The following is a 21,616-nucleotide window of genomic DNA, read 5'->3' as shown; positions in this document are numbered from 1 at the left end:
ATTGTTGAGTACTGTCGTGTCACTTTAAATAATTTCTATCAGTGAAGTCTTAAAAGAGGGTGTGCTATTGGGGGTAACTATCATCAGTAAAGGGCAGTGCTAGAAGGAGCTGCTTATGGTATTTACTGATATGGTTATCTTGATAACTCAGCAAAAACACAAGAGCAGATTTGAAAAACTATCGCATATTTTATGGCATTATCCATATCATATTATTTTGTTGCTTAACCACCTTCATAAAATCCAGCTTTATTGAAGGCTAGAGTAGTATTGTTGGCGATTATTAGCGGCTACTATCACGATAAGTCTGTACCAACTTGTGGGTACCTGAACTGATAATGAGATTTTTAGGTGTTTTGTTTGATTGTTAGGCATTTTGTGGGTTGATGGTGACTGTTGTTTACTAAGCATTGACTTGACTTCTTTTTTCTGTAAATAGTTTTAACTGAGAAATAGCCTAAACTGTTAGAAATAAATGCGTACATCTGCCTGTTAAAGTACAACGCAAGGAATGCGCCATGTCTGATCGATTAGCCACATTGAATGTTACTAAGAATGATGAGATTAGCAGGATAGTCACAAGTGATGACAGCTATTTAGCTCAGTTGGATGCAGCTGATGATGACGAAAAATTTACCTTAGTCAGGCAATGGATTGACCATGAGCCGCTGGCTTTTTTTCAAGCGTTACGTGATCACAGACCTATTCTTGTTACCCCTAAAGCCACGTTAGTGGCTCGTTTAGATGATTGTGTAGAGGTGCTGAATCAACCCAAGGTTTTTACGGTGGCCTTGTATGAGCCGAAAATGGACAATTATTTAATGTCCCATGACGATGATGCTTTCCACACCCGTGAAAAATCGATAATGCAAGGCTTTTTGAATCGAAATGATTTACCGCGAGTGCGCACCATGGTAAGAGAAACTTGCATTGATTTATTGAGTCAGGCTGCGGGTAATATGGAGTTAGTCGGTAGTTATTGTCGGATGGTGCCTGCAACGTTAGTACAAAATTATTTTGGTTTAACTGGGGTTGAGCGTGAAGATTTGATTGAGTGGTCTTACTGGAACCAGGCAGATACCTTTTATAATCAACCTTTTGATAATCACACTGAGGATCAGCGCAACTATATTCGAGAGCAACATGAAAGAACGGGTACCGCTTTAGCTAAATATATTACGGAGCTAATGGTACGCCGTGTGTTGGCGGTTAAATCTGAGCAAGCAACTAATATTATTTTTGCCCTTTGGTATGGGCTACGTAAATTAGTAAGGCACTTGATGGGCGAAAAACCAGAAGTGTTAAATGATGATATTGTGACGCGAATGATTCGAAGTCACTTTGCCGATACGGTTGAATTTGACTTACAGCGGGTTGGGGTTAATGCAGGTGGTTTGTTAATTGGAGCTATTGAAACCACATCACAAGCCGTGGCTCAGTCGGTTCAATACATGTTAGACCATCCTGAGTGGTTAGCAAAAGCTAAAAGTATGGCCACACAAACAGACACGACGGCGTTTGATGATATTGTTTGGGAAACCTTACGTTTCGTACCAATCTCACTGTATTTATTTAGGCAGGCTGCGACAGAAGCTGTCATTGCACGAGGGACTGATCGTGAGACAACCATTCCAGCAGGTGCTTATGTCTTAGCTGTCACCCAGTCGGCGATGTTTGATGAACGGGCATTTGATGACCCAGAGACGTTTAAACCAGGTCGAAATTGGTATCATCAATTTCACTTTGGTTATGGTGAGCATCAATGTTTGGGGAGATATGTGGGGGCTGAAATGATTCCTGAAATGGTCAGACAAGTCATATTACTTGATGGACTACAGGCTGAAGGACGAATTGATTATGAGGGAGGGCATTTACCACAAAAATATCAGGTTGCTTGGTCTGATTAGTGTTGATAAGAGCAGGTAATAGCAGCCCTTTTATCTCGTTATGGGCTGCATGGAAGAGAGCTTATTATTTGAAGTAGCTATGTTTATTGTGTGTTAATTGACTGCTGTGGATTGGTTAGTATGTTCATGGCTGACTTCGCTTGGTTCGTTACAAGGATAGGCTACTGTTTGTATATGAGAAAATGAAGAAGATTTTTTTAATAAAGGAGTTAGTAATAAGCTATTGGAATGAAATGTAAACGCTAACATGTTCAACATCACGCTCAACTGCCTGCTTGATTATGGCAATACACATAACTTTTAGCTTAAAGTGTATTCTAACTAGCTATAATATAGTGAGTGTAATTACAGACACAGAGTTTCTAAAGCCAAGCACAATGATATGTGTTGTATAAAAGGTAAAATAATTAAGTATTGTTATAGGTATCTTGTTGTTTCATTTTTCACAACCATTACCTTGGCTGAAGAGCGTTGTGATCAAATCAGGTATGCTGGAGCTAGCGAGTGGATACCAATATCCTATGTAGATGATGCAGGGGTATATGTTGGCTTGATGTATGATATTATGCTTCAGGTATCAAAGTCGCTGAATATAAAACTGTTTTCTTCTCCTGTACATCCTTGGACAAGAGTTGTTGATCAATTGAAAAAACATAAAATAGATGCAATTTTTGGGGCTTATTATAATAATGAGCGAGCTCGATTGTTTGTTTATAGTGCCCCTATTGTTACTGAACCGATAAAAATTTTTGTCCATAAAAATAATCAATTTATTTTTAATACTTTACAAGACTTAATTGGTAAGCGTGGTATTAGACCATTTGGTGGCAGTTATGGCGATCAGTTTGATCATTTTGATAAACAATACCTTCATCTTGGCAGAATTAAAAGCCATCAGTTAATGATGAAGATGATCGAGAAAGGGAGAGCTGATTATGTAGTTCTTGCTGAGTTTGATGGTATTGCAACAGCTAAAAAAATGGGGCTAAGTGATTTGATTGTTCCTCTAGATCAAGAGGTTGCAAAACTTGATGTTTATATTTTGTTTTCTAAACAGTCTGCTTGTTTAAGTAAACTTAAGCCCTTAAATGATAAGTTAGCCGAGCTGAAGCGTAATGGTGAAGTTGCTAGGCTATATCAATATTATTTGCATGGCATTCAATAAAAGACGATTTTAAAGGGTACTTTTAGCTGTATTCTTACTCGCAGCTTGGCGCGCTCAGTTCTAAGCCTTTTTTAAGGAATTTTCTCACTAGCTCCTGATATTTTCTACTGTGTTTGAAGTTTTCAATAGCTGTGCTAAGTGGCTCTACTAAATTAGCGCGCCTCTTATTTAAGTAAATATATAAGTTAACTTTTAGTTCTGGTTTAACTTCTATTTTTAAATTATTCAAGCACGAGATTTTTTTATAATAATAAGCAACTGCGATAGGTAGTACAGCAACATGAAGACGTTTGCGACGGAGTAATTCAATTAACTGTTCATAGTGCTTGACCCTAACCACTTTGATGTTACTGAGTGACTCTGCCGCAATGGGCATGCCAGTAATTACGCCAATACGATAGCTGGAAAGTTCTTCATATTTAATGTCATCAAAGCTGACATAAGCCATAAAAAAGGAAAAGTAACTGGGTGTTACTTTGAGTAACTCGGGATAGCTGGCCTTATCTATATCTGATAGCAGCACAAAGTCACCATCAATTTTGCCTCTATTGGCTTCTAATAATGCTCGCTCAGCTGGAAGGCTAATAATTTTTAATTGACAATTAAGCATTTCAAATATGAGTTGTAGATATTGATCAACCAAGCCATCTCTTAAGCGGGTATGATAAGGCTCTGATAATTGGCCACCTAATAATACATCGTCTTCGGTGCAGAGTGGATTTAGGCTTTTTGCCTGACTGTTGTTGCTAAAGAAGAGAAAGCTTACATATATAAATGACGTGAAAACTAATTTAGTTAAATTCAAATAAGGTGGCAACTTGAGCGGTTTTTGATGGGGGCGATTGATTGAAGATAATGTATTCATTACCAGTTTTTAACCTCAAAGCCGACAATAAGGCCTTTTGTATCGTATTTTAATCTTGCTGTTTGATATTTCTTTTTCTGTACAATATGAGCTAATTTTTTTAGTGTATAAAAAGGGGTGTCGGTAATTAAATTATTAACTAACCAGGTCGGTAGGTTGCCACCTGGCTCTGCATGGTGCTGCCAGGTGACTTGAATTTTGTTTTTAGTTAAAGGCTCTATCAGATAAAAGCCTTTAGACTTTTTAATACGAACTAATTTTGATTTGTTGATTTTTTTACAGACGGCTTTTTTATTGTTATGACAAAAGTCAGGTGCAGCACGTAGCTGAATGGTGATTGCTTTTGTTGAAGGTGATTGGCTTAGCTTTGCATGTAAGATAATATCTCGGTTTTTTGAGGGAAAAGGAAAGTCATTCACTTGATAAACAAAACGCTCGTGAAAGTTAATGGACTGGATAAGCGTTGGCTGAGAACATTGGAATACCCATTGTGGGCAGGCACTAATATCATCTAATACTCCAATAAGACTTGCTAAGCTGGTATTGATAGTGGTTACACCTTTAAATTCGTGAATTTTAGAGCCTGGTATTACTCTGGTGTAAACTTTTACTCCTTCTTTGTTTTTAACCTGTTGCCATTTATTGGCCGATGAAGCATTTGCTAAGGTTAACAATAAAATAGCAAGTGTTATAGTCAATGAGAGGGGTGTTTTATTATAATTCATTATTACTTAAATACCTTCAGCAAAACGGGATAGAAACTGTTGGTCATCTTTTTGAATATCTTTAAATTGCAACCCCAGCTGAAAATCATAGGTTCTAATGATAATATGCCTGACTTCTGCTTTAGCATAAATAGTTAGCTTATTTCCCTGGTAATTCACTTTGATCATAATAGGGAGCAGTTGTAGTTTTTTAAAGCAGAATATTGATTGTAAAAGTGCGCCTTGTGCTGAAACATTGACAGTGGTTGCAGGTACCACTTTATCTTGAGAAGTATCTTTTATCAGAGCTTTCCACTTAATAGGTCTGCGGGGATAGCGGCGCTTTTGTTCACTGTCGTCTTCTAATAATTCTTCAATGTTCACTCTATATTCCCCTCACATTAGCTATGGTAGGCCCTACTAAACTCATTAGACTGCTTGGCTGCAGTAGCCTGATGTTTGGGTGATTCTGTTTAAGCATAGTTCATCATTACTCATTTGCAGGAATGATCTTACAGGTAAGATATTGACATATTATGTCTTTCATGGTGAAATGAGGCTTCATCAGGCATTAGCCCTTTAAAGAGGGGGGCTGTTTGAGTAGTAAAGAATAGGGTTGATAGTCTTATTTGAGTATCTCAAGTTCATCATTATTGAGGCAGTGATATGAAAGATGTTATTGATATTGGCATGACCAATGAAGAAAAACAGTGGGGAATGTTTTGTCATGTGGCTGCATTTGTTGGTTTTCTGATTCCATTTGGTAGTATCCTTGGACCACTTGTTATTTGGCTCATGAAAAAGGATGAGTTTGGTTTTGTGGATCACCAGGGTAAAGAAGCAATAAACTTTCAAATTACCATGTTGATTGCTTTTGGAGTATTACTGATACTCAGTTGGGTGTTGATCGGATTATTATTGTTGCCAATATTATTTATTTTTGGACTGGTTGTAACAATAGTTGCGATAATTAAGTCTTCTAAAGGAGAACGTTATCGTTACCCACTCACTATTCGTTTGATTAAATAGTATACTTTTCTTTTAACCCGGTAGGTTTCATTAAGTCAGTCATTGTATATGGCTGACTTTTTGGTATTCGATTTTCCCTTAAATTTGAAGTGTTAAAAAGTAATTCATACGACAGCATGTTTATGGCTGCTTTAATAGTTAATTAACAAAAAAACCTCTAGCTGATTACAACTTTATTAAACTTGTCGCCAAGTGGGCGGAAAATAATTGCCACCTGAATTTTGCTAATATTTTGAATTTACTCAATATTGGTTTATGGAACAGCTATTGCTTATACATATTGTGACTTATATTAATATTCAACTTGATGCCTCGTAGTGACAGGTAGGGTTATTAACCAATTTGAAGGGATAGTTGTTTGCTTAGAAAGGGAATACACATATTATTTACTTGTCCAAACACTCAACTGCTATAGCCGAATTAAATAATACCCTATGTGTAGGGTACAGTAATATTTGTTACGTTGACAACATGTGATGCCCATAACCAGGGGAGGTACTCAATGGGATTTAATACCGCACTCAGTGGCTTAAGGGCGGCCAGCTCAGATTTAGATGTGATTGGTAATAACATCGCCAATGGAGGCACTGTTGGTTTTAAGCGATCTCGCGCTGAGTTTCATGATTTATACTCTCAAGCAATGCTAGGGGGAGGTAATAGTAAGGCAGGTAATGGTGTTTTTGTGCAGACGGTTGCTCAGCAGTTTAATCAGGGGAATATTAGATCAACAGATCGTAACTTAGATATGGTCATTAATGGTGGTGGATTTTTTGTTACAAAAAATCCACATGGCCTTGCTTATACTAGACAAGGTATTTTTAGTCTGAATAAAGACGGTTATATAGTGACAAATACAGGAGATTTTTTACAAGGCTTTGTTGCAGATGCTTCTGGCGTTATTATTCCAGGAGCATTATCTGATTTACAAATTAATGCTCAATATCTCGATCCTCGTCAAACCAGTGGGGTGGATATTGATTTTAATTTAGATTCCAGAGAGACAGTATTAGCTAGAAGGGGAAGTTTAACGGTATCGAATAACACAGCTGTTGTTGCCAATGCTCAGCTAGCCAATACCAATGGCTATAGTACCGGTAGTTTTATTTTACAAGATATTTCGCAATCACCAGCTGTTACAGTAGCGACTTTAAATGTACCAAGTGCTGCGAATATGCAGGCCAGTACTATTGCTAGTGAATTAGTTAGTAATGGTGAACAATATGGGATAATGAGTGCTTCTGCCAATACTCGGGTAAAAGTGGATGCGACTAACCTTGCTGCATTGCTTGGTTCTTCGGCACCTGCAGGTGCTTCTATTAGTATTAATAATCAAGCAATTGCTTTAAGTTCTGTGAATAGTATAAATGAACTTGCAATTGCTATATCTAATTTAACGGGCGTTAACGCACAAATTGACTCATCTGCACCTAATGAAATCAGAGTATACAACAATACCGGTGATAATATTTCTATTACGTTAAATAACACGGGAACTAACGTGGCTGTTCAGGGAGCAACAGGTGCTGCTTTTACCAATGCGGGTGCAGCTGTCAATGTAGCCGATGGAGCGACATCGACTGTGGGTGGGGAAGTCACAATGCAGCTTGAAAATAATCTGCAAATAGCGGCAGCTCCTGCGCCAGCGACTTTACCAAATATCTTTACCATTCCACTAACCTATACCCCTTTTGCTGAAAATGAGTTTGATCCGAATAAACCTGCTACCTATAACCATGCTACCCAAGTACAAATTTTTGATAGTTTGGGTAATCCTCACACACTGACATCCTATTTTGTAAAGGAAGAGGCAAACCCATTAACGCCCAATGCGTCTGATTGGAGCATGTATTTATTGATTGATGGAGAAGATATTGGAGACCCTGTTGCGAGTGGTGGGGCAGCCACTCGAGCCAGGTTTTCCGTGCAATTTGACCGGGATGGTAATTTATTGAGTTCTAACCCCATTGTGATTACCAACTGGGTACCTTTAGATAGCAATGGTAACCCTATCAATGCATTACAACCAATCAATGTTTCTGCTGGAGGCAATATATTACCGTTGCCAGACCCTCCTACCAGCTCTAACTTTGTTTTTAATATTGCTGACTCAACTCAGTTTGGCAGTCTTTTTGCCATTGAAAGTTTATCGCAAAACGGTTACAGCGTCGGGCGAATGACTGATCTGAGTGTGAGTGAAACTGGAATTATATTCGGGCGCTATTCCAACGGGCAAAATACTACGTTAGGCCAAGTGGCGTTAGCTAATTTCGCTAACTCGCAGGGTTTACAGCCCATTGGAAAAACAGCCTGGATGGAGACATTTGACTCAGGTGTGCCTGTGGTGGGCACTCCAAACACTGGTACTTTAGGTAGTTTGAGAGCTGGCTCCTTGGAAGAAGCTAATGTGGATGTGGCAGAAGAGTTAGTGGGATTGATCATTGCCCAGCGTAACTATCAAGCTAATGCAAAAACCATTGAAACAGAAGATACTGTGACTCAGACAATAATTAACTTACGTTAATAAATTTTAATATAAAGAGTTCATAGCATACTTATAAAACAGGGGAGGTGGATATCCCCTGGTAAACCCTTACCCCATCTGCTTAATCATCAATAATGGATAACCCATCCAGGTTGTGCTTCATATTTTCAACAACGCAAGTGGCACCGATTTTTTCAATAGCAGCTTTATACTGATCGGCTTCGACTGCTGTCAGATTCTCTTTGATTGTATAAGGAATTGATTTAAAGATAGTCTTTGCTTTGTCATGGGAAATTTTAAATAGTTTAGCAAAGTCTGTTTCCACATAGTACTGACCTTTACTGCCTGTTGCATAGCCAGTTAGTTTTACTCTGAACTGATTAGTTGTCATGTTATGTCTGTACTTCTATTCGTGTTTTAAGAGCATTTAAAAAACATAGCCTAATATAAATAGTATTGGCTAAAAGGCAATAAGGAATTCTATTTGTCACGTTGGTAGCCGCTTGAATAAAAAGTGCGGAAAGGCCTTATTGTTGGACAGTATTAGAGGTACTCATAAGCAAGGGATTGCTGAATATGACCATGTGTCTTGAAATGACGACGCTAGGTAGACAACACATTGAGGCTGTTTTGGGTTATCCGCCTTTAATCTGGCGAGTATTAGCGCCTGATGAGCCTGGGTATTTCTGGTATGAAGTCGGCCAATTTACCCAGCTGATGAATTTTCCTCAGCATAATCAACTAGTTGATGATACAGCACCAGCACCAGACTTTGACTATGCTGAGGGAGAAGGCGTTCGTGAGCAGTTTGGTAAAGCATGGCATGGTTTACATTATTTACTTACCCGCTCAGTATGGGGAGGAAAGCCGCCAATGAACTTTATCATTAATGGAGGGATACCTGTGCCAGAAACAGATACTGGCTATGGCCCTGTAAGAATGTTTGATGAATGTCAAACCCAGACGATTGCGACAGCGATCAGCAAGGTTGATCAGGTTGACTTATTTGGAGGGTTTGATTGCCAGGAATGGATGGCTTTAGCAATCTATCCCGTAGAGTGGGAAAACTGGGGGAGAGATAAATCGATAGTCTATTTACGTAATTATTTAATGAAATTGCAATCATTTATTTTTAATGCCGCTGAACATAATGTTGGTCTAGTGATGTACGTTTCTTAATGTATTACAAATTATTATCCTCTTCGCTTCTTCATCTTCAGTGTTTATTTGAACTTAACACTTCATTGAATGAAAATTAAAATATTATTTTAAATAAATTTTAATGTATCTTTGTTTAATATGGTTTTTAACTGAATATGCATGATTTTTTGTTGGTCAACCATAATGCAAATACTCTTTTACTTTGGTTATATCTTTCACAAATCCCAAAATAGGCAATATTTGTGGGCTAAGTTTGTTTTTTGTTTACCAGTATTGTAATAGTGATTTCGCTATGCTGGCCTAACATGTTAGGATCAGGAGACTATTGCAGTGAGTACTGTTACTCTTCGTCAACCCACACATTGGATAAGTGTTACCCTACTTTGTATATTATTTTGGGCGCTTTTTTCATTCTTACGACACTGGCGCAGGCTAACCCGGTTTCTCTCAATAAGCCTGTTTGGGTTTCTTCTGTTGAAAGCTATCAATTGGATGCACGCTTTGCAGTGGAGGGTAGGCTTGATACTCGTTGGTCCAGTCAGTTTACCGATGGTCATTGGATAACGATTGACTTAGGCAACTCTTTGCCGATCAAACAGGAAAACGAGAATCAGTGATTGATTTTTTAAAGTCGCTATAGAATAGGAGGGGTAGCCTATATAGTCAATGATTAGTACCAGCATATCCGGTGCTGATCAACTATACTGAAACACCACCACTTTTGTCATTTATATTGCTACAGTGTCAATGAGTATCAAAAGGTGTTGTTGTGTTTGCAGTCAGTTGGTCGTAATAGGACTGTTTTGGTTTGGTAATATACTAGAGTCCGCTGCGGCAGACTCAAAACTGACCGTCACATGTGTTAGTACTGTATATGAGCCTTTTGTCATTGAACAGGAAGGTAATATTAAGGGCATTGATATTGACGTGGTAGCAGCCATTGGTAAAAGGATTAATATTAACTTTAAATTTGCGCTAAAACCGTGGAAGCGAATCGGTAAAAGGGTTAAGCAAGGAAAGGAAGATTGTGTTATTGCCTATTTTAAGACCCCAGACCGTGAGCCTTATCTATATTATACCCGAATGCCAATCCATATTACTCAATATACTTTATTTGTCCACAAGGAAAATCGCTTTACTTACAGCTCTCTCAAAGACTTGTATGAACGATCAATAGCGGTTAATCGAGGCTTTAAAACTACTCCTGCATTTGCTTTAGCAGTGGCAGAGCAAAAAATACGTCAGGTGGATGTGAGAGAAGATGCTCAAAGTTTTGGGTTGTTAAAAAGAAAACGAATAGATGCGGTGTTAACCAACTATCATGTTGGCAGTTATATGGTAAAACAACATGGCTATGATCAGATTATCCCTATTAATCCTCCACTAAGCTCAACGCCTGCTTATGTTGTATTTGCTAAGAAAGACCACTTAAATGCTATTATTCCCTTGTTTGACTCAGCCTTGTTTAGTATTTTGCAGGACGGCACTTATCAAACAATATTTTCACAGTATATTCACTATTAGATTCTTATGAAGAAAAACAAACAGTTGGTGACAGTGGGTAGCTATACCGATGCCATTCAAGCACATTTAGTACGAGGCAAGCTAGAGGCAGAAGGAATTTTCGCAACGGTAGCACACGAGCATCATATTTGGGCTAATTGGTTTCTGTCTATTGCGCTAGGAGGGGTTAAAGTTCAAGTACCTGCTGATCAAGCTGAACAAGCAAAGCAAATTTTGGCCGATTTAGCGAGTGGCCAATACGCTATTGAAGATGAATTTAAAATTCACTGTCCCAAATGTAATAGTGTTCAGGTAGAAGAGCAGCGTACACGCTGGAAAATAGCTTTTTTAGGTCTGTCTATTTTCCATATCCCATTACCTTATCGTAGAGGCAAATTGAAGTGTCGTGACTGCGGTAATAATTGGATTCTTAATGATTCTACAGGTCAACAAAAAAGTGAAGAGGAAAACGACTGACTACCAGGGCATACTTAAATATATTTTAATTCGGTTATCTAAGTTAAGTCCGTTAGGGTCATATATTTCTGGGAAGTGCTTCATTATTAAGCGCTTTACGTGCCCTTGTTCAGAGTAGTCCTTGATAGCTTGCTCTAAGGTAGGCTTTAGGTGCTCAAATGATTTAGCTAAATAAAAACGAAAGTCACGAGGGTAGATAAATACGAGTTTTTTTTCAATATCCAGGTAGTTATGTTTTTTGTGTTCAGGCCCTATCTCAAATGCGGCTCGGGAGAAATAATCAATACCTCTTTTCCCTGAGTGCAACATTAAATAAAGATCTGGATCGATGCTGCCATCTTTTTCTTTAAAAGGCAGCCCGTTATGATGCCATATTTTGGTATCAGACCAGCCGAAACCAAACCCACCCACAAGTTTGGAGTGTCTGAAGTCTTCCAGAGTTTGGATATCGTTAAATTTATGTTGAGTTCCTTGACGAATAAAAAAGATACGATATCCTTTAAGTCCTAGTGTTAAGGGCGCATCAACATACTGAAACAGTCCATCATACTTTGGATTTTGGCCACGCCACATCAGTGAAATAACTTCATTTTGAGCTAACATGGCCATTAAACGTTTTTGATTGTATTGCTCAGATAATTTAGTAATAGACACCTGATGGCCAGCATGTTGTAAAGAGCTTATGAGTAACTCATGAAAATAAGCTGAGTTTCTTCCACCATAAATAGTAAGATTAATTTCTTTTGCATTAGAGTACGCTGAGTAAGGAGTAAATAAGAGTATGACAACTAATAAAAAGTGCTGGCTGATTATGTGATGACGGTTAGTACTGAAGAAAGTCATGAGGATTACTTTGCTAATTAGTGATTAAAAAAGAGTCAGCGACTTCTAATCAGCCTAGCATTGTAAAAGGATGGCGCTTACATATTATAATAACTATTTTTAATGTTGTTGGGGTGTTTTTGACCAGTAGCTAATAAAAAGTACTGTAACTACTGGTTCAAGTATCTGCCAAGAGTGTAGCTTAACGATCAAATAACTCTAGTCGCCAGCTGTCGATATAACCAACTTCTTTACTTAACATGTCTTTGACATACAATGACCAGGTGCCGCCTTGTTGTAAATCTGCTAATAGAATATCGTAGGACTGTTTGAGGTTCTCAGTAGTATCACCTGCTGAAAAAGGTTTAAGTAAGTGACGTTTATTATCAGGGCTAATTAAGTATATTGATAAATCTCCCACTGCGGTATGTTTAATATCAACGGTTACTCTGGCACGAATCACGGTATTACCTAAACCTATATTGATATGGCTTTTTACACCATCAAAATCTCGATCAGGGATGTTATAGTCAGTTGTATTTTCTAAGTTTTTCACTCGCATTTCATATTGCCCAACCAACGATACTTGTTGGTAAGCGGCCCTACCATGTAGCATTAAATAATAAGTACCAGCCTTGGGCTTATCAATAACACAAGCTTCGTTATTATCTGTTTTAGTTGCTTGACAGTCCCAAATATGGCGAGTCGGCATTTGTTTATGCTTCACATATAAATTCGCGTTACCAGTGCCTCCCCAGCTGATAAACTGTAAATTATGCATACCAAAAGGCACATTAAGCTTGTAGTAACGCTTTTGGTCTTGTTTGCCTGTTAAATCAGGCATGATTTTGCCATTAGCCAAGGTAAATACTTCATCATTTGGCGATACACAACTGGCATTTACGCCCACTTTCGCAAAGGCTGCCTCTACCTGGTCAGCATTATAAGTCAGGTCCTTAGCAGCAGTGACTACGCCGCAACCACCCTCATTAAAGTCAGTTGAGCGACGCCAGTAAAGCTGATTGGCTTTAACAAATACTTCAAATGCTTTATGAGTATTCCAGCCAGGTGTTGTGGCAAGTAAATAAAAAGCTTTATTAAATACACCAGAGCTGTAGTGGACATCCAAGCCTTTACGGTAATCTTTGGTATGGCCTATGGAGCGTTTGTCTTTCGTGGGGTCATCAAAATAGCGCAGTGCTCCTGACCTTTTAAAAATATCTGACCCTACCATCCAGTCATTGCTGCCTTTCATGTAATACTCAGCGGCTTCACCTGCAATATCAGAAAATGATTCATTTATTCCCCCTGATTGATAGCGATAAATAAGATTAGAATGTTGCTCGGTAAAACCATGGGATACTTCATGAGATACTACATCTAAGCTTACGAGAGGATAAAACAGGTTGCGTCCATCGCCAAAGGTCATTTGTTTGCCATCCCAAAAAGCATTTTCATATCCATTACTATAATGGACACGCATTTTTAATTTAAAGGAGAGGGGGGAGCTATTAAACCATTCGTTATACATAGCAAATACGACACTACCAAAATAATGTGCGTCATTAAGGGGAGAATAGGCACCATTAATAGGTTTTACAGTATTTCTTGGACATTCAAATTGATGTATTACTCCTCCTGAGCGCTTATGGTTGAGATTAATGGTTTCTACATGTTTATTAGACATCTGGCAATCATCAGTTACGACTAAAAAACCATAATCAATACCGTATTCATATAAGCCTGTTTTTTCGTTACCACCTGGGCCTGTTGCCTGGCCGTGGGTCAGACCCTCCCAGGAATCAATGACCTCGCCACTGACTGCATCAATAATGTAATGAGGACGTTTAGGCTGAGGGTCATGGCTAACGAAGGAGACTCTAAACACCAGGCGAGCAGTCCCCGATTTATCTTGATAGATAAATGGCTTGATTGACTGGTTTTCAAGGGCTGCTACTTTGTTGTTAGGGATATTGGCTGTCTGAATAGCTAATTGCAGGGCCTCGGTAGCTGATAACTGAGTGATAGGGTTGGGAATATCTGCGGCAATGCCTTCTAATAAGTAGCCACTAATATTAATGAGTTCCCCATTAGCATTCAGCTCAGCTGTAATATTAGTATCCCAGACAGGAATGTCATGGAATTGTTGCTGAAAACGCAATTTTCGATGGGATTTGGCAATGTTGACTGAGCGAATAAGTTGTATGTTTTCATCTTCAGGTAGGTTTAGAAGCTGCTGAATTGTTTGGTTTGACTCTGTTGGTGTCAAGTTAATTAAGATCATATCAGCAGACCAACAGGTGAGACATAGCGATAAACTTGTAAAAAATATTGAAGGTTTTCCTGTGAAAAGCTTTATCAAAGAAGGCATTGGTAGCATGTTAATCTCCTCCATGAGCAGGTAAGCCTGTTTTTATCCTATTTAAAATCATTTAGATAAATGTAAAAGGTTTTGACGGCTTACCAGTTGCTATGCAAAGAGACTTTAGTTGGTCATTTAAAGGTCTGCTATACCAAAATGAGGTAAGAAGTGATTTTTTTATTCAGTTTATCAAGTATTTTATGATGAGATGTAAAATATTCTTAAAATTAGACCATCCTAACATATTGGTATTTAAATTGACGGGATTTAGCTTATTATACAAAAAGAGTTTCAGGTATTGTGATTTATTATATTTTGAGTCTAGAAAAAAGGTGTAGTGGATAATATGTAAAATTTAGTAACAGTTTGCCTGGGGTTTTTATTTGTCGTTGATAATGAATATACGCTTATATATAAGTGTATTGTTAGGGTGTTGATGGCAGAAAATTATTTTTCATTCTGTTTATAGCCCATATATGAAATCGCAAATGCTTGGTTGTTATGCACTATATTTTATATGGGTTATTTATAAGCAATTATTTTTGTGACCAGGTCATGTTTTCCACATTAGGGAGTTGAACTAGTAACAAAGATTCAAAATAATAGTGTGTAGGGTCAACCTATAACAAAGAAGTGCTTTGAGTACTTTCTATAACATAGATAACGCAATAAATACTACATATAGCACAATTGCTAGCCCATGAGAGTAACGGACCAATTGTAGTATGCGAATAAATTTACGCAAGGGAACCAAGCTATGCCAACTGTGAGCTTACACAATTCTGCTTTAGACAGATCAGCGACTGCAGATATTGATGCCAGTATTGACAGCTTTCAAGAAGCGCCAGCTACTGAGAGTTTTCAGGATAATTTACAAGATAACTTGCAAGATAGTTTGCAGGTTGATGCAGATACTCAAGATATCAGTAAAGTAGTAAATTTTCATATACGCTCACAACTTAACTCCAGTATTTTAACTGGAAAACAAGAAGTCAACAGTCCGATTGACACCTTCTTAGAAAATATGTCCCAATGGCTGGCAAATGACATAAGTGCTGGCCTTAAATATATCTATCAACAGTATAAGGCTGAGCAGCAATCAGCTGCAAAAGAAGAGCCTGCCCAGAATTTAGAAGCAGAAGTTTCACAGTTAGTCGCACAACAAAGCGCTAAATTAACTGGTTTAATCGCTGAGTTAGAAAACCGTTTTAGTGAAGTTCATGAAAGTTTACGTTATTTTGAAGTCATTAGTTTAACTAATGAAGATAAAGAAAAAGAACAAATAAAAATTAATAAATTAAAAAAATCCATTCAGGAACAAATGAATAGCATGCAAACTCTGCTATCAGGTTATAAAACACAATAAAATAAAAAGTGTCAAGTTGCTTGGATGAGCTAACTTGCCTTAATAAAATGCCTACGTACTCTCTAACTATCCAGCTGTATTAATTTGCAGCTTTTTTTTGCCTGCAAAAAGTACTTTATGGCTTGATGAAATCTACTCTTCGCTGAAGGTATCTTCAGATCAATCTCCCATATTCGTCGATAGCTTTTCTGGATAAGATGCTATTTAATTTATAAATGTGGTTTAAAGTGTTGTGTAGTCAATTATGCGTTTATTTCTATCGCTATATCATTTAGGTATTCAAGGGCGCATCATGGTGGTGATTGCAATGATGAGTGTATTGCAAATCGGCCTGGTGGGAGGAGTGTTTTTAGCTCAACATGCCCAAACCATTGAAAACTTAACAGGTGGTAGAGCATTAGCTATTGCGCAAGCGGTGGCTCAACTGCCTGACATTCGAGACTCTCTGCTAAAACAAGATGCTAATCGTGTACAGCAATTGGTTGAGCCCATCCGGCAAATCACCCAAGCTGAGTTTATTGTGGTGGGGGATGTTTCTGGTCGGCGTTTATCTCACCCTATTATTGAACGCATTGGGGGGAGGATGGTCGGTGGTGATAATGAAGCGGCACTACAACAAGGAAAGTCTTATATCTCAAAGGCGGTAGGAACCCTTGGGCCATCTATTCGAGGCAAAACCCCTGTTTTTTCAAACTCAGGTAATATTATAGGGCTGGTATCAGTGGGGTATTTGCAAACAGATGTTGATAGTGTGGTTTTTCAGCACCAGTTTTTACTATATGGGTTATTAGCAGGGGTTATTTTATTGGCTATGATCACGGCGGTATTAATTGCCACTCATATCAAACGTGCCATATTAGGCTTAGAACCTGAAGAAATTACTCGTCTGTATCAAGAACAAAGTGCTACTTTGCAGTCTGTTTCAGAAGGCATTTTGGCTTTAGATAACAATGGCTTTATTACTCAGTTTAATTTAGCTGCTGTTAATACATTACAACTGCCAAAGGAATGGTTAACGAATAAGTTAAAGCAGCCAGTAAAAACCTTGTGTACAGAAGGGGACATCCTATTAGCCATGCAGCAACAAGGTAAGCAGGTAAAAGATTTAGCACTTGTAGTCAATGATCAACCTATCATTGTCAATGGTCAGCCTATTTCTGATGGTGGTATGGTCTTTAGTTTTAGGTGCCAGGATGAGATGAGTCAGCTGGCTGAGCAGTTAAGCCAGGTTAAGCAGTATTCTGATACCTTACGGGTACAAAGTCATGAGTACTCAAATAAGCTACATACTTTGGCTGGTTTGATTCAGTTAGGAGAACACAGCAACGCATTGGCATTAATCAAGCAGGAAACCAGTGGCGTCCAGGCTTTTATGAGCTTTTTACGTAACGCAATACCGGATCCAGAGCTAGCAGCTATTGTACTGGGACACTATCATCGTGCTAAGGAGCTGGGAGTCACCTTATTAATAGAAGAAGATAGTTATTTAGAAGGACTTCCTGCTACCTTAGACCGTATGGCGTTAGTCACTATATTAGGCAATTTAGTCAATAACGCGTTTGAGGCAGCACTGCAAACAACAACGGTTAATCCTGTTGTTAAGTTGGGGGTGACTGATAGTGGGAATGAAATCATTTTTGAAGTAGAGGATAATGGTATAGGTATCCCTGATAATTTATCACATAGTATTTTTGAAAAAGGAACATCAACTAAAAGCCAGTTAGGCCATGGTATTGGCTTGTATTTAGTCAAGCAGGCAGTAGAAAGATTAAAGGGGATGATTACTATAGAAGCCGCGTCACCAACAGGTACTCGGTTTGTTGTCTATATACCTAAATAATAAGAGTAGTATTTAGCCTATGGCCGCATTAATTAGTGTTGTAATTGTTGAGGATGATCCGGATATTGCAGAAATTCAGCGGTTGTTTGTTGAAAAAATCAATGGGTTTGAGGTAGTGGGTATCGCTTATAATTTAGCAGATGCAAAAGCCCTGATCAGCGTGTTGAAACCACAGCTGGTGTTACTGGATGTGTACTTTCCAGATGGCAGTGGCTTATCATTTTTACAGCAATTACGCACTGAAGCAGCTAAGTCAGATGTGATTCTAATTACTGCAGCAAAAGACATTACCACGTTGCAAACGGCGTTACGGGGTGGTGTAGTGGATTATATTATCAAACCTGTCATATTTGAGCGGTTTGCTGAGGCGTTGCAAAAATACCAAAGTTACTGGTGTCAGTTAAATCAACTGGAACAACTACAACAAACAGATATTGATCAGCTGATTACCCCAACTATGCCAGTAGAAGCTAAACGGCGAGTGTTGCCTAAAGGGCTGCAGAAACCTACCTTAGAAAAAGTACAAAATGTTTTTAAAGAACCAGATGTTATTTTAAATGCAGAGCAAGTAGGTGAGTTGATTGGTATTAGTCGAACCACCGCTCGGCGTTATTTAGAATATTTAGTGAGCTGTGGACAGTTGCAGTGTTCGTTGGTATATGGGGATGTAGGTAGGCCCGAAAGAAGATATTCCATGCCTTAGCTACAGAACACCCCATATCCGCTAGCGTTTTGTGACAACCTCTAAAGTAAAAGGAAATGATATCATTGGGTGTAATGAGCCAAACTATCCAGCTGATACAGTTGAATCGGCTAGTTGTTCTTGCTTTTTATTGAGTCGGTAACCAAGCCAGTGTCGAATGACTGGGAGTAATCCCAGTAATACTGCAACAACCATTAAACTCAGGGTGAGTGGCCGTTCCCAAAGAAAGCTTAAGCTGCCATCACTAATCAGTAATGCTCGACGTAGATTGTTTTCTAGCATACCACCAAGAATAAACCCTAGTAGTAAAGGAGCCATTGGAAAGTTAAGTCTTCTTAATCCAATCGCTGCAGCAGCAAATAGTGTCATGATTAAAATATCTACACTATTAAAACTCACTAAATAAACACCAGCTAAAGAGAAAAAGACAATTAATGGAATCAACAACTGTTGCGGTATTGTTAATAATCGAGCTAAGTAAGGAATAAGTGGCAGGTTAAGTATTAATAATACAATATTACCCAGGTACATTGAGACAATGACTGACCAAAAGACTTCTGGGTTATCCAGGAACAGTCGTGGTCCTGGCTGAATGCCATAGGAAATTAATGCACCTAGCATAATAGCGGTCGTGCCTGAACCTGGAATACCCAAAGTGAGAAGGGGAACAAATGAGCCGGTTGATGCGGCATTATTAGCAGCCTCAGGTGCAGCCAGCCCTTTAATACTGCCTTTGCCAAACTCTTCTCTGGCTGCCTTTTTAGCCAAATTGCGCTCAGTACCATAAGCCATAAATGCGGCGATGGTTGCACCAGCCCCTGGCAAAACACCAATTAAAAAGCCCAAAATAGAAGATCTGCCCACAACTGGAGCAACGGATTTAACTTCTTGTTTGGTTAAAGCCATATCTTTTAAGGTTGGTTTTTTAGTCAAGACTGACTGGTTTGCTAAGGGATTTTTTTTGTATTGTTGAGCTGCAATTAAGGCTTCAGCTAGAGCAAAGGTAGCCATTGCCAGTAATAAAAAGCTTAAACCATCAATCAAATCAAGGCGCCCAAAGGTAAAGCGTTGAATACCAGAAGACTGATCGGTACCAATGGTGGATAGCATTAAGCCAAGCACCACCATCATGCAAGACTTTAAAAATTGACCTTTGCCAGCAAAAGCGGCGATAGCGGTAAGGCCAACCACCATTAAGGCAAAATAATCACTGGATTGAAAGCTTAGTGATACTGAGGCTAGCATAGGAGCCGCTACCAGCAAGATGAGTGCTGCTAAAGTACCACCAATAAATGAAGAATAAGCTGCTAATGCTAAAGCTTTGCCTGCCTGGCCTTTTTGGGCTAAAGGGTATCCATCAAAAGCAGTAACAACGGTAGCTGAACAACCAGGAGCATTGATTAAAATTGAAGAAGTAGAACCACCAAAAATTGCACCATAATAAACCCCAGCCATTAAAATGATACCGCTTGCTGGGTCGACGCCATAGGTAATTGGAATCATCAGTGCAATCGCAGAAATAGGCCCAAGCCCTGGTAACATACCGATCAGTGTGCCAACAAAGCAGCCCACAATAACCATGAAAATATTGGTTAGATTAGTTGCGGTACTAAAACCTAATACAATACCATCCCACATTGGTTTATCCCCCTAATCCATCAAACAGCTGACCAGGTGTCAGGTATACATCCAATGCCTGGGTGAGAAATAGCCAAAAAATAATAACGACGGGTATGGAAGCAAGTAATAAAACCTGTAGTCGTTTTTCTCCTAGGATGCGATAGCCTGTGATGAGAAATAAAATAGTGGCTAAAATAAAGCCTGCCCAGTCTACTATAAGACCATATACGCCCATTGCTAACAGTAAAGCAATCGTTGTATACCAATTAAACGGTTGTGCTTGTTCCTTGGTGTTGTTTGAGGCAGGGGCTACAAGTAAGCAAAAAGCAATAATAGAGCCCAAAACACTAAGGATATAAGGGAAGGTTTTTGCTGTCACTGGTTCAAACTCAGAACCAGGGTAATCTGGAATAAGAGTGGTACAGTAACCATAGCCCAGCGACAATGCTAAAAATACCATTCCGCCAATTCGATCGGTGGTGAGCATGGGGAATTCCTACGAGTTATTATTATAAGGAGCTATACGGTTCTGGTTAGTGAGGGAGTATAGCTCCTGAAAATTCACTTATTTTTTTAGAAAACCAAGTGTTTGCATGAGTGTGCGCATGGTTTTTTCTTGGTCATTAAGAAATGCAATAAAGTCATCATTGGCTTTATAGTTATCAATCCAGCCATAGCGATCACGGGTTTTATTCCAGGCAGGGGTTTGCTGCATATCTGCAAGTAATTTTGCTAGCGCTTCTGCTTTGTTTTTGGCAATGTTCGGTGCTGCAAAAAAACCACGCCAGTTGGCAAAGACTGTGGGATTACCCATTTCTTTTAAAGTAGGGACATCTGGTGCGGCTTTCAGGCGTTCTGGTGCAGTAATCGCTAATATTCTGACTTGACCTGACTTGGCTAATTCCAGTGCTTCACCAAAACCTGTAGAAAGCACTTGGGTTTCACCAGAGAGTAATGCTGCCATGGCCTTGGCTCCTGCATCATAAGGTACATAACGCAGTTGACGTGGATTTAGTCCTTCATTTTGGACTGCAGCGGCCGCAATTAAATGGTCCATGCTTCCACGGGTAGAACCACCAGCGAATTTAACTTTAGCAGGTGCTTTTTTGTACTCTGTAATTAACTGTTTCCAGTCTTTATAAGGGGCATCATTTTTAACAATAAATGCACCATAGTCGGCAATAGTGGCAGCAATAGGGGTTAAATCTCGAAACGTTTGGGGAAATACGCCAGCCAATGAGCGGATAACAATGGGTGTAGAATTAACCATTAACGTATCTTGCTGTTTTTTGGCTGTTTCTATTAGATAAGCGATGGCTTTACCTCCACCACCACCTGAAAGGTTTTGATAGGATACTTTATTGATTAAACCAGCTTCTTTGAGTGTTGAGCCCGTAGCGCGAGCTGTTGAATCCCAGCCACCACCAGCGCCACCTGGGACAAGAAAGTGAACATCGGTTATTTTTTCTGCATAACTATTAACGCTTAACGCTAGCGTTACAGCACAGAGAGAAGCTTTGAGTTGGATAAATCGACAGCGGAAAGATTGAGAAATAATTGGCATAGTGACTCCTTGCGTTTAATATTTATTTTTCAGCACTACCGTTGAC

20 protein-coding genes are annotated in these 21,616 nt (G+C 38.9%); 11 read left to right on the top strand and 9 right to left on the bottom strand.

What is annotated here, in order from left to right; all coding sequences use genetic code 11:
- The first annotated feature begins 518 nt into the window (after positions 1-518).
- Complete coding sequence (locus tag ORQ98_RS22215; protein WP_274691027.1) at positions 519-1,907, top strand: cytochrome P450; 1,389 nt, start codon at positions 519-521, stop codon at positions 1,905-1,907.
- Between the two features lie 382 nt (positions 1,908-2,289).
- Entirely contained in the window at positions 2,290-3,072 is a 783-nt protein-coding gene (locus ORQ98_RS22210) for a substrate-binding periplasmic protein (RefSeq protein WP_274691026.1), read from the top strand.
- A gap of 34 nt (positions 3,073-3,106) precedes the next feature.
- On the opposite strand, the gene ORQ98_RS22205 is transcribed toward ORQ98_RS22210, so the two are convergent.
- From ORQ98_RS22205 to ORQ98_RS22195, 3 genes are read right to left on the bottom strand one after another with little or no spacing between them, the layout of a single operon-like run.
- On the bottom strand, positions 3,107-3,937 hold the full coding sequence (locus tag ORQ98_RS22205; protein WP_274691025.1) for a substrate-binding periplasmic protein: 831 nt from the start codon (positions 3,935-3,937) through the stop codon (positions 3,107-3,109).
- A complete protein-coding gene (locus tag ORQ98_RS22200) occupies positions 3,937-4,662 on the bottom strand; it encodes an START domain-containing protein (RefSeq protein WP_274691024.1) in 726 nt (241 codons plus the stop codon). Before ORQ98_RS22200 ends, ORQ98_RS22205 begins: the two co-directional genes overlap by 1 nt.
- 6 nt (positions 4,663-4,668) lie before the next feature.
- On the bottom strand, positions 4,669-5,025 hold the full coding sequence (locus tag ORQ98_RS22195) for a PilZ domain-containing protein (RefSeq protein WP_274691023.1): 357 nt from the start codon (positions 5,023-5,025) through the stop codon (positions 4,669-4,671).
- Positions 5,026-5,307: 282 nt separating this feature from the next.
- On the opposite strand from ORQ98_RS22195, the gene ORQ98_RS22190 reads away from it, so the two are divergent.
- Positions 5,308-5,670 (top strand): DUF4870 domain-containing protein, encoded by a 363-nt coding sequence (locus ORQ98_RS22190; RefSeq protein WP_274691022.1) that lies wholly within the window; start codon positions 5,308-5,310, stop codon positions 5,668-5,670.
- Between the two features lie 502 nt (positions 5,671-6,172).
- Positions 6,173-8,191, top strand: coding sequence for a flagellar hook protein FlgE (locus ORQ98_RS22185; RefSeq protein WP_274691021.1), 2,019 nt, complete (start codon positions 6,173-6,175; stop codon positions 8,189-8,191).
- 82 nt (positions 8,192-8,273) lie between these two features.
- Here ORQ98_RS22185 and ORQ98_RS22180 read toward each other — a convergent pair whose 3' ends face one another.
- Positions 8,274-8,543 (bottom strand): hypothetical protein, encoded by a 270-nt coding sequence (locus ORQ98_RS22180; RefSeq protein WP_274691020.1) that lies wholly within the window; start codon positions 8,541-8,543, stop codon positions 8,274-8,276.
- Positions 8,544-8,728: 185 nt separating this feature from the next.
- Here ORQ98_RS22180 and ORQ98_RS22175 point away from each other — a divergent pair, with 185 nt between their 5' ends.
- The 4 genes from ORQ98_RS22175 to ORQ98_RS22160 all read left to right on the top strand — a co-directional run bounded on the left by ORQ98_RS22175 (position 8,729) and on the right by ORQ98_RS22160 (position 11,293).
- A complete protein-coding gene (locus ORQ98_RS22175) occupies positions 8,729-9,331 on the top strand; it encodes a YfbM family protein (RefSeq protein ID WP_274691019.1) in 603 nt (200 codons plus the stop codon).
- A gap of 287 nt (positions 9,332-9,618) precedes the next feature.
- Positions 9,619-9,930, top strand: a complete 312-nt coding sequence (locus ORQ98_RS22170; RefSeq protein ID WP_274691018.1) for a discoidin domain-containing protein — start codon at positions 9,619-9,621, stop codon at positions 9,928-9,930.
- Between the two features lie 130 nt (positions 9,931-10,060).
- Positions 10,061-10,837: a substrate-binding periplasmic protein gene (locus ORQ98_RS22165; protein WP_274691017.1), complete on the top strand. Its 777-nt coding sequence runs from the start codon at positions 10,061-10,063 to the stop codon at positions 10,835-10,837.
- 6 nt (positions 10,838-10,843) lie between these two features.
- Positions 10,844-11,293, top strand: a complete 450-nt coding sequence (locus ORQ98_RS22160; protein ID WP_274691016.1) for a putative signal transducing protein — start codon at positions 10,844-10,846, stop codon at positions 11,291-11,293.
- On the opposite strand, the gene ORQ98_RS22155 is transcribed toward ORQ98_RS22160, so the two are convergent.
- A complete protein-coding gene (locus tag ORQ98_RS22155) occupies positions 11,294-12,136 on the bottom strand; it encodes a hypothetical protein (protein WP_274691015.1) in 843 nt (280 codons plus the stop codon). It abuts the gene before it with no gap.
- Between the two features lie 181 nt (positions 12,137-12,317).
- Positions 12,318-14,399 (bottom strand): M4 family metallopeptidase, encoded by a 2,082-nt coding sequence (locus tag ORQ98_RS22150; RefSeq protein WP_274691014.1) that lies wholly within the window; start codon positions 14,397-14,399, stop codon positions 12,318-12,320.
- A gap of 835 nt (positions 14,400-15,234) precedes the next feature.
- Between ORQ98_RS22150 and ORQ98_RS22145 the strand changes: the two genes are divergently transcribed.
- The 3 genes from ORQ98_RS22145 to ORQ98_RS22135 all read left to right on the top strand — a co-directional run bounded on the left by ORQ98_RS22145 (position 15,235) and on the right by ORQ98_RS22135 (position 18,386).
- Positions 15,235-15,843: a hypothetical protein gene (locus tag ORQ98_RS22145; RefSeq protein WP_274691013.1), complete on the top strand. Its 609-nt coding sequence runs from the start codon at positions 15,235-15,237 to the stop codon at positions 15,841-15,843.
- 244 nt (positions 15,844-16,087) lie between these two features.
- Positions 16,088-17,683 carry an ATP-binding protein gene (locus tag ORQ98_RS22140; protein ID WP_274691012.1) on the top strand — a complete coding sequence of 532 codons (1,596 nt, stop codon included), beginning with the start codon at positions 16,088-16,090 and terminating at the stop codon, positions 17,681-17,683.
- A 19-nt stretch (positions 17,684-17,702) separates the two neighbouring features.
- Complete coding sequence (locus ORQ98_RS22135; protein ID WP_274691011.1) at positions 17,703-18,386, top strand: response regulator; 684 nt, start codon at positions 17,703-17,705, stop codon at positions 18,384-18,386.
- Between the two features lie 84 nt (positions 18,387-18,470).
- Here ORQ98_RS22135 and ORQ98_RS22130 read toward each other — a convergent pair whose 3' ends face one another.
- The 3 genes from ORQ98_RS22130 to ORQ98_RS22120 all read right to left on the bottom strand — a co-directional run bounded on the left by ORQ98_RS22130 (position 18,471) and on the right by ORQ98_RS22120 (position 21,570).
- The gene (locus tag ORQ98_RS22130; protein ID WP_274691010.1) at positions 18,471-20,024 is read right to left on the bottom strand and encodes a tripartite tricarboxylate transporter permease; all 1,554 of its coding nucleotides are present in this window, start codon (positions 20,022-20,024) and stop codon (positions 18,471-18,473) included.
- A 4-nt stretch (positions 20,025-20,028) separates the two neighbouring features.
- Complete coding sequence (locus ORQ98_RS22125; RefSeq protein ID WP_274691009.1) at positions 20,029-20,493, bottom strand: tripartite tricarboxylate transporter TctB family protein; 465 nt, start codon at positions 20,491-20,493, stop codon at positions 20,029-20,031.
- A 78-nt stretch (positions 20,494-20,571) separates the two neighbouring features.
- A complete protein-coding gene (locus tag ORQ98_RS22120; protein ID WP_274691008.1) occupies positions 20,572-21,570 on the bottom strand; it encodes a tripartite tricarboxylate transporter substrate binding protein in 999 nt (332 codons plus the stop codon).
- Between the last annotated feature and the right edge of the window lie 46 nt (positions 21,571-21,616).

Source organism: Spartinivicinus poritis (assembly GCF_028858535.1).
GTDB classification, from domain to species: domain Bacteria; phylum Pseudomonadota; class Gammaproteobacteria; order Pseudomonadales; family Zooshikellaceae; genus Spartinivicinus; species Spartinivicinus poritis.
The sequence above is the reverse complement of the archived record's forward strand: the minus strand, read 5'-3'. Positions and strand labels throughout refer to the sequence as shown.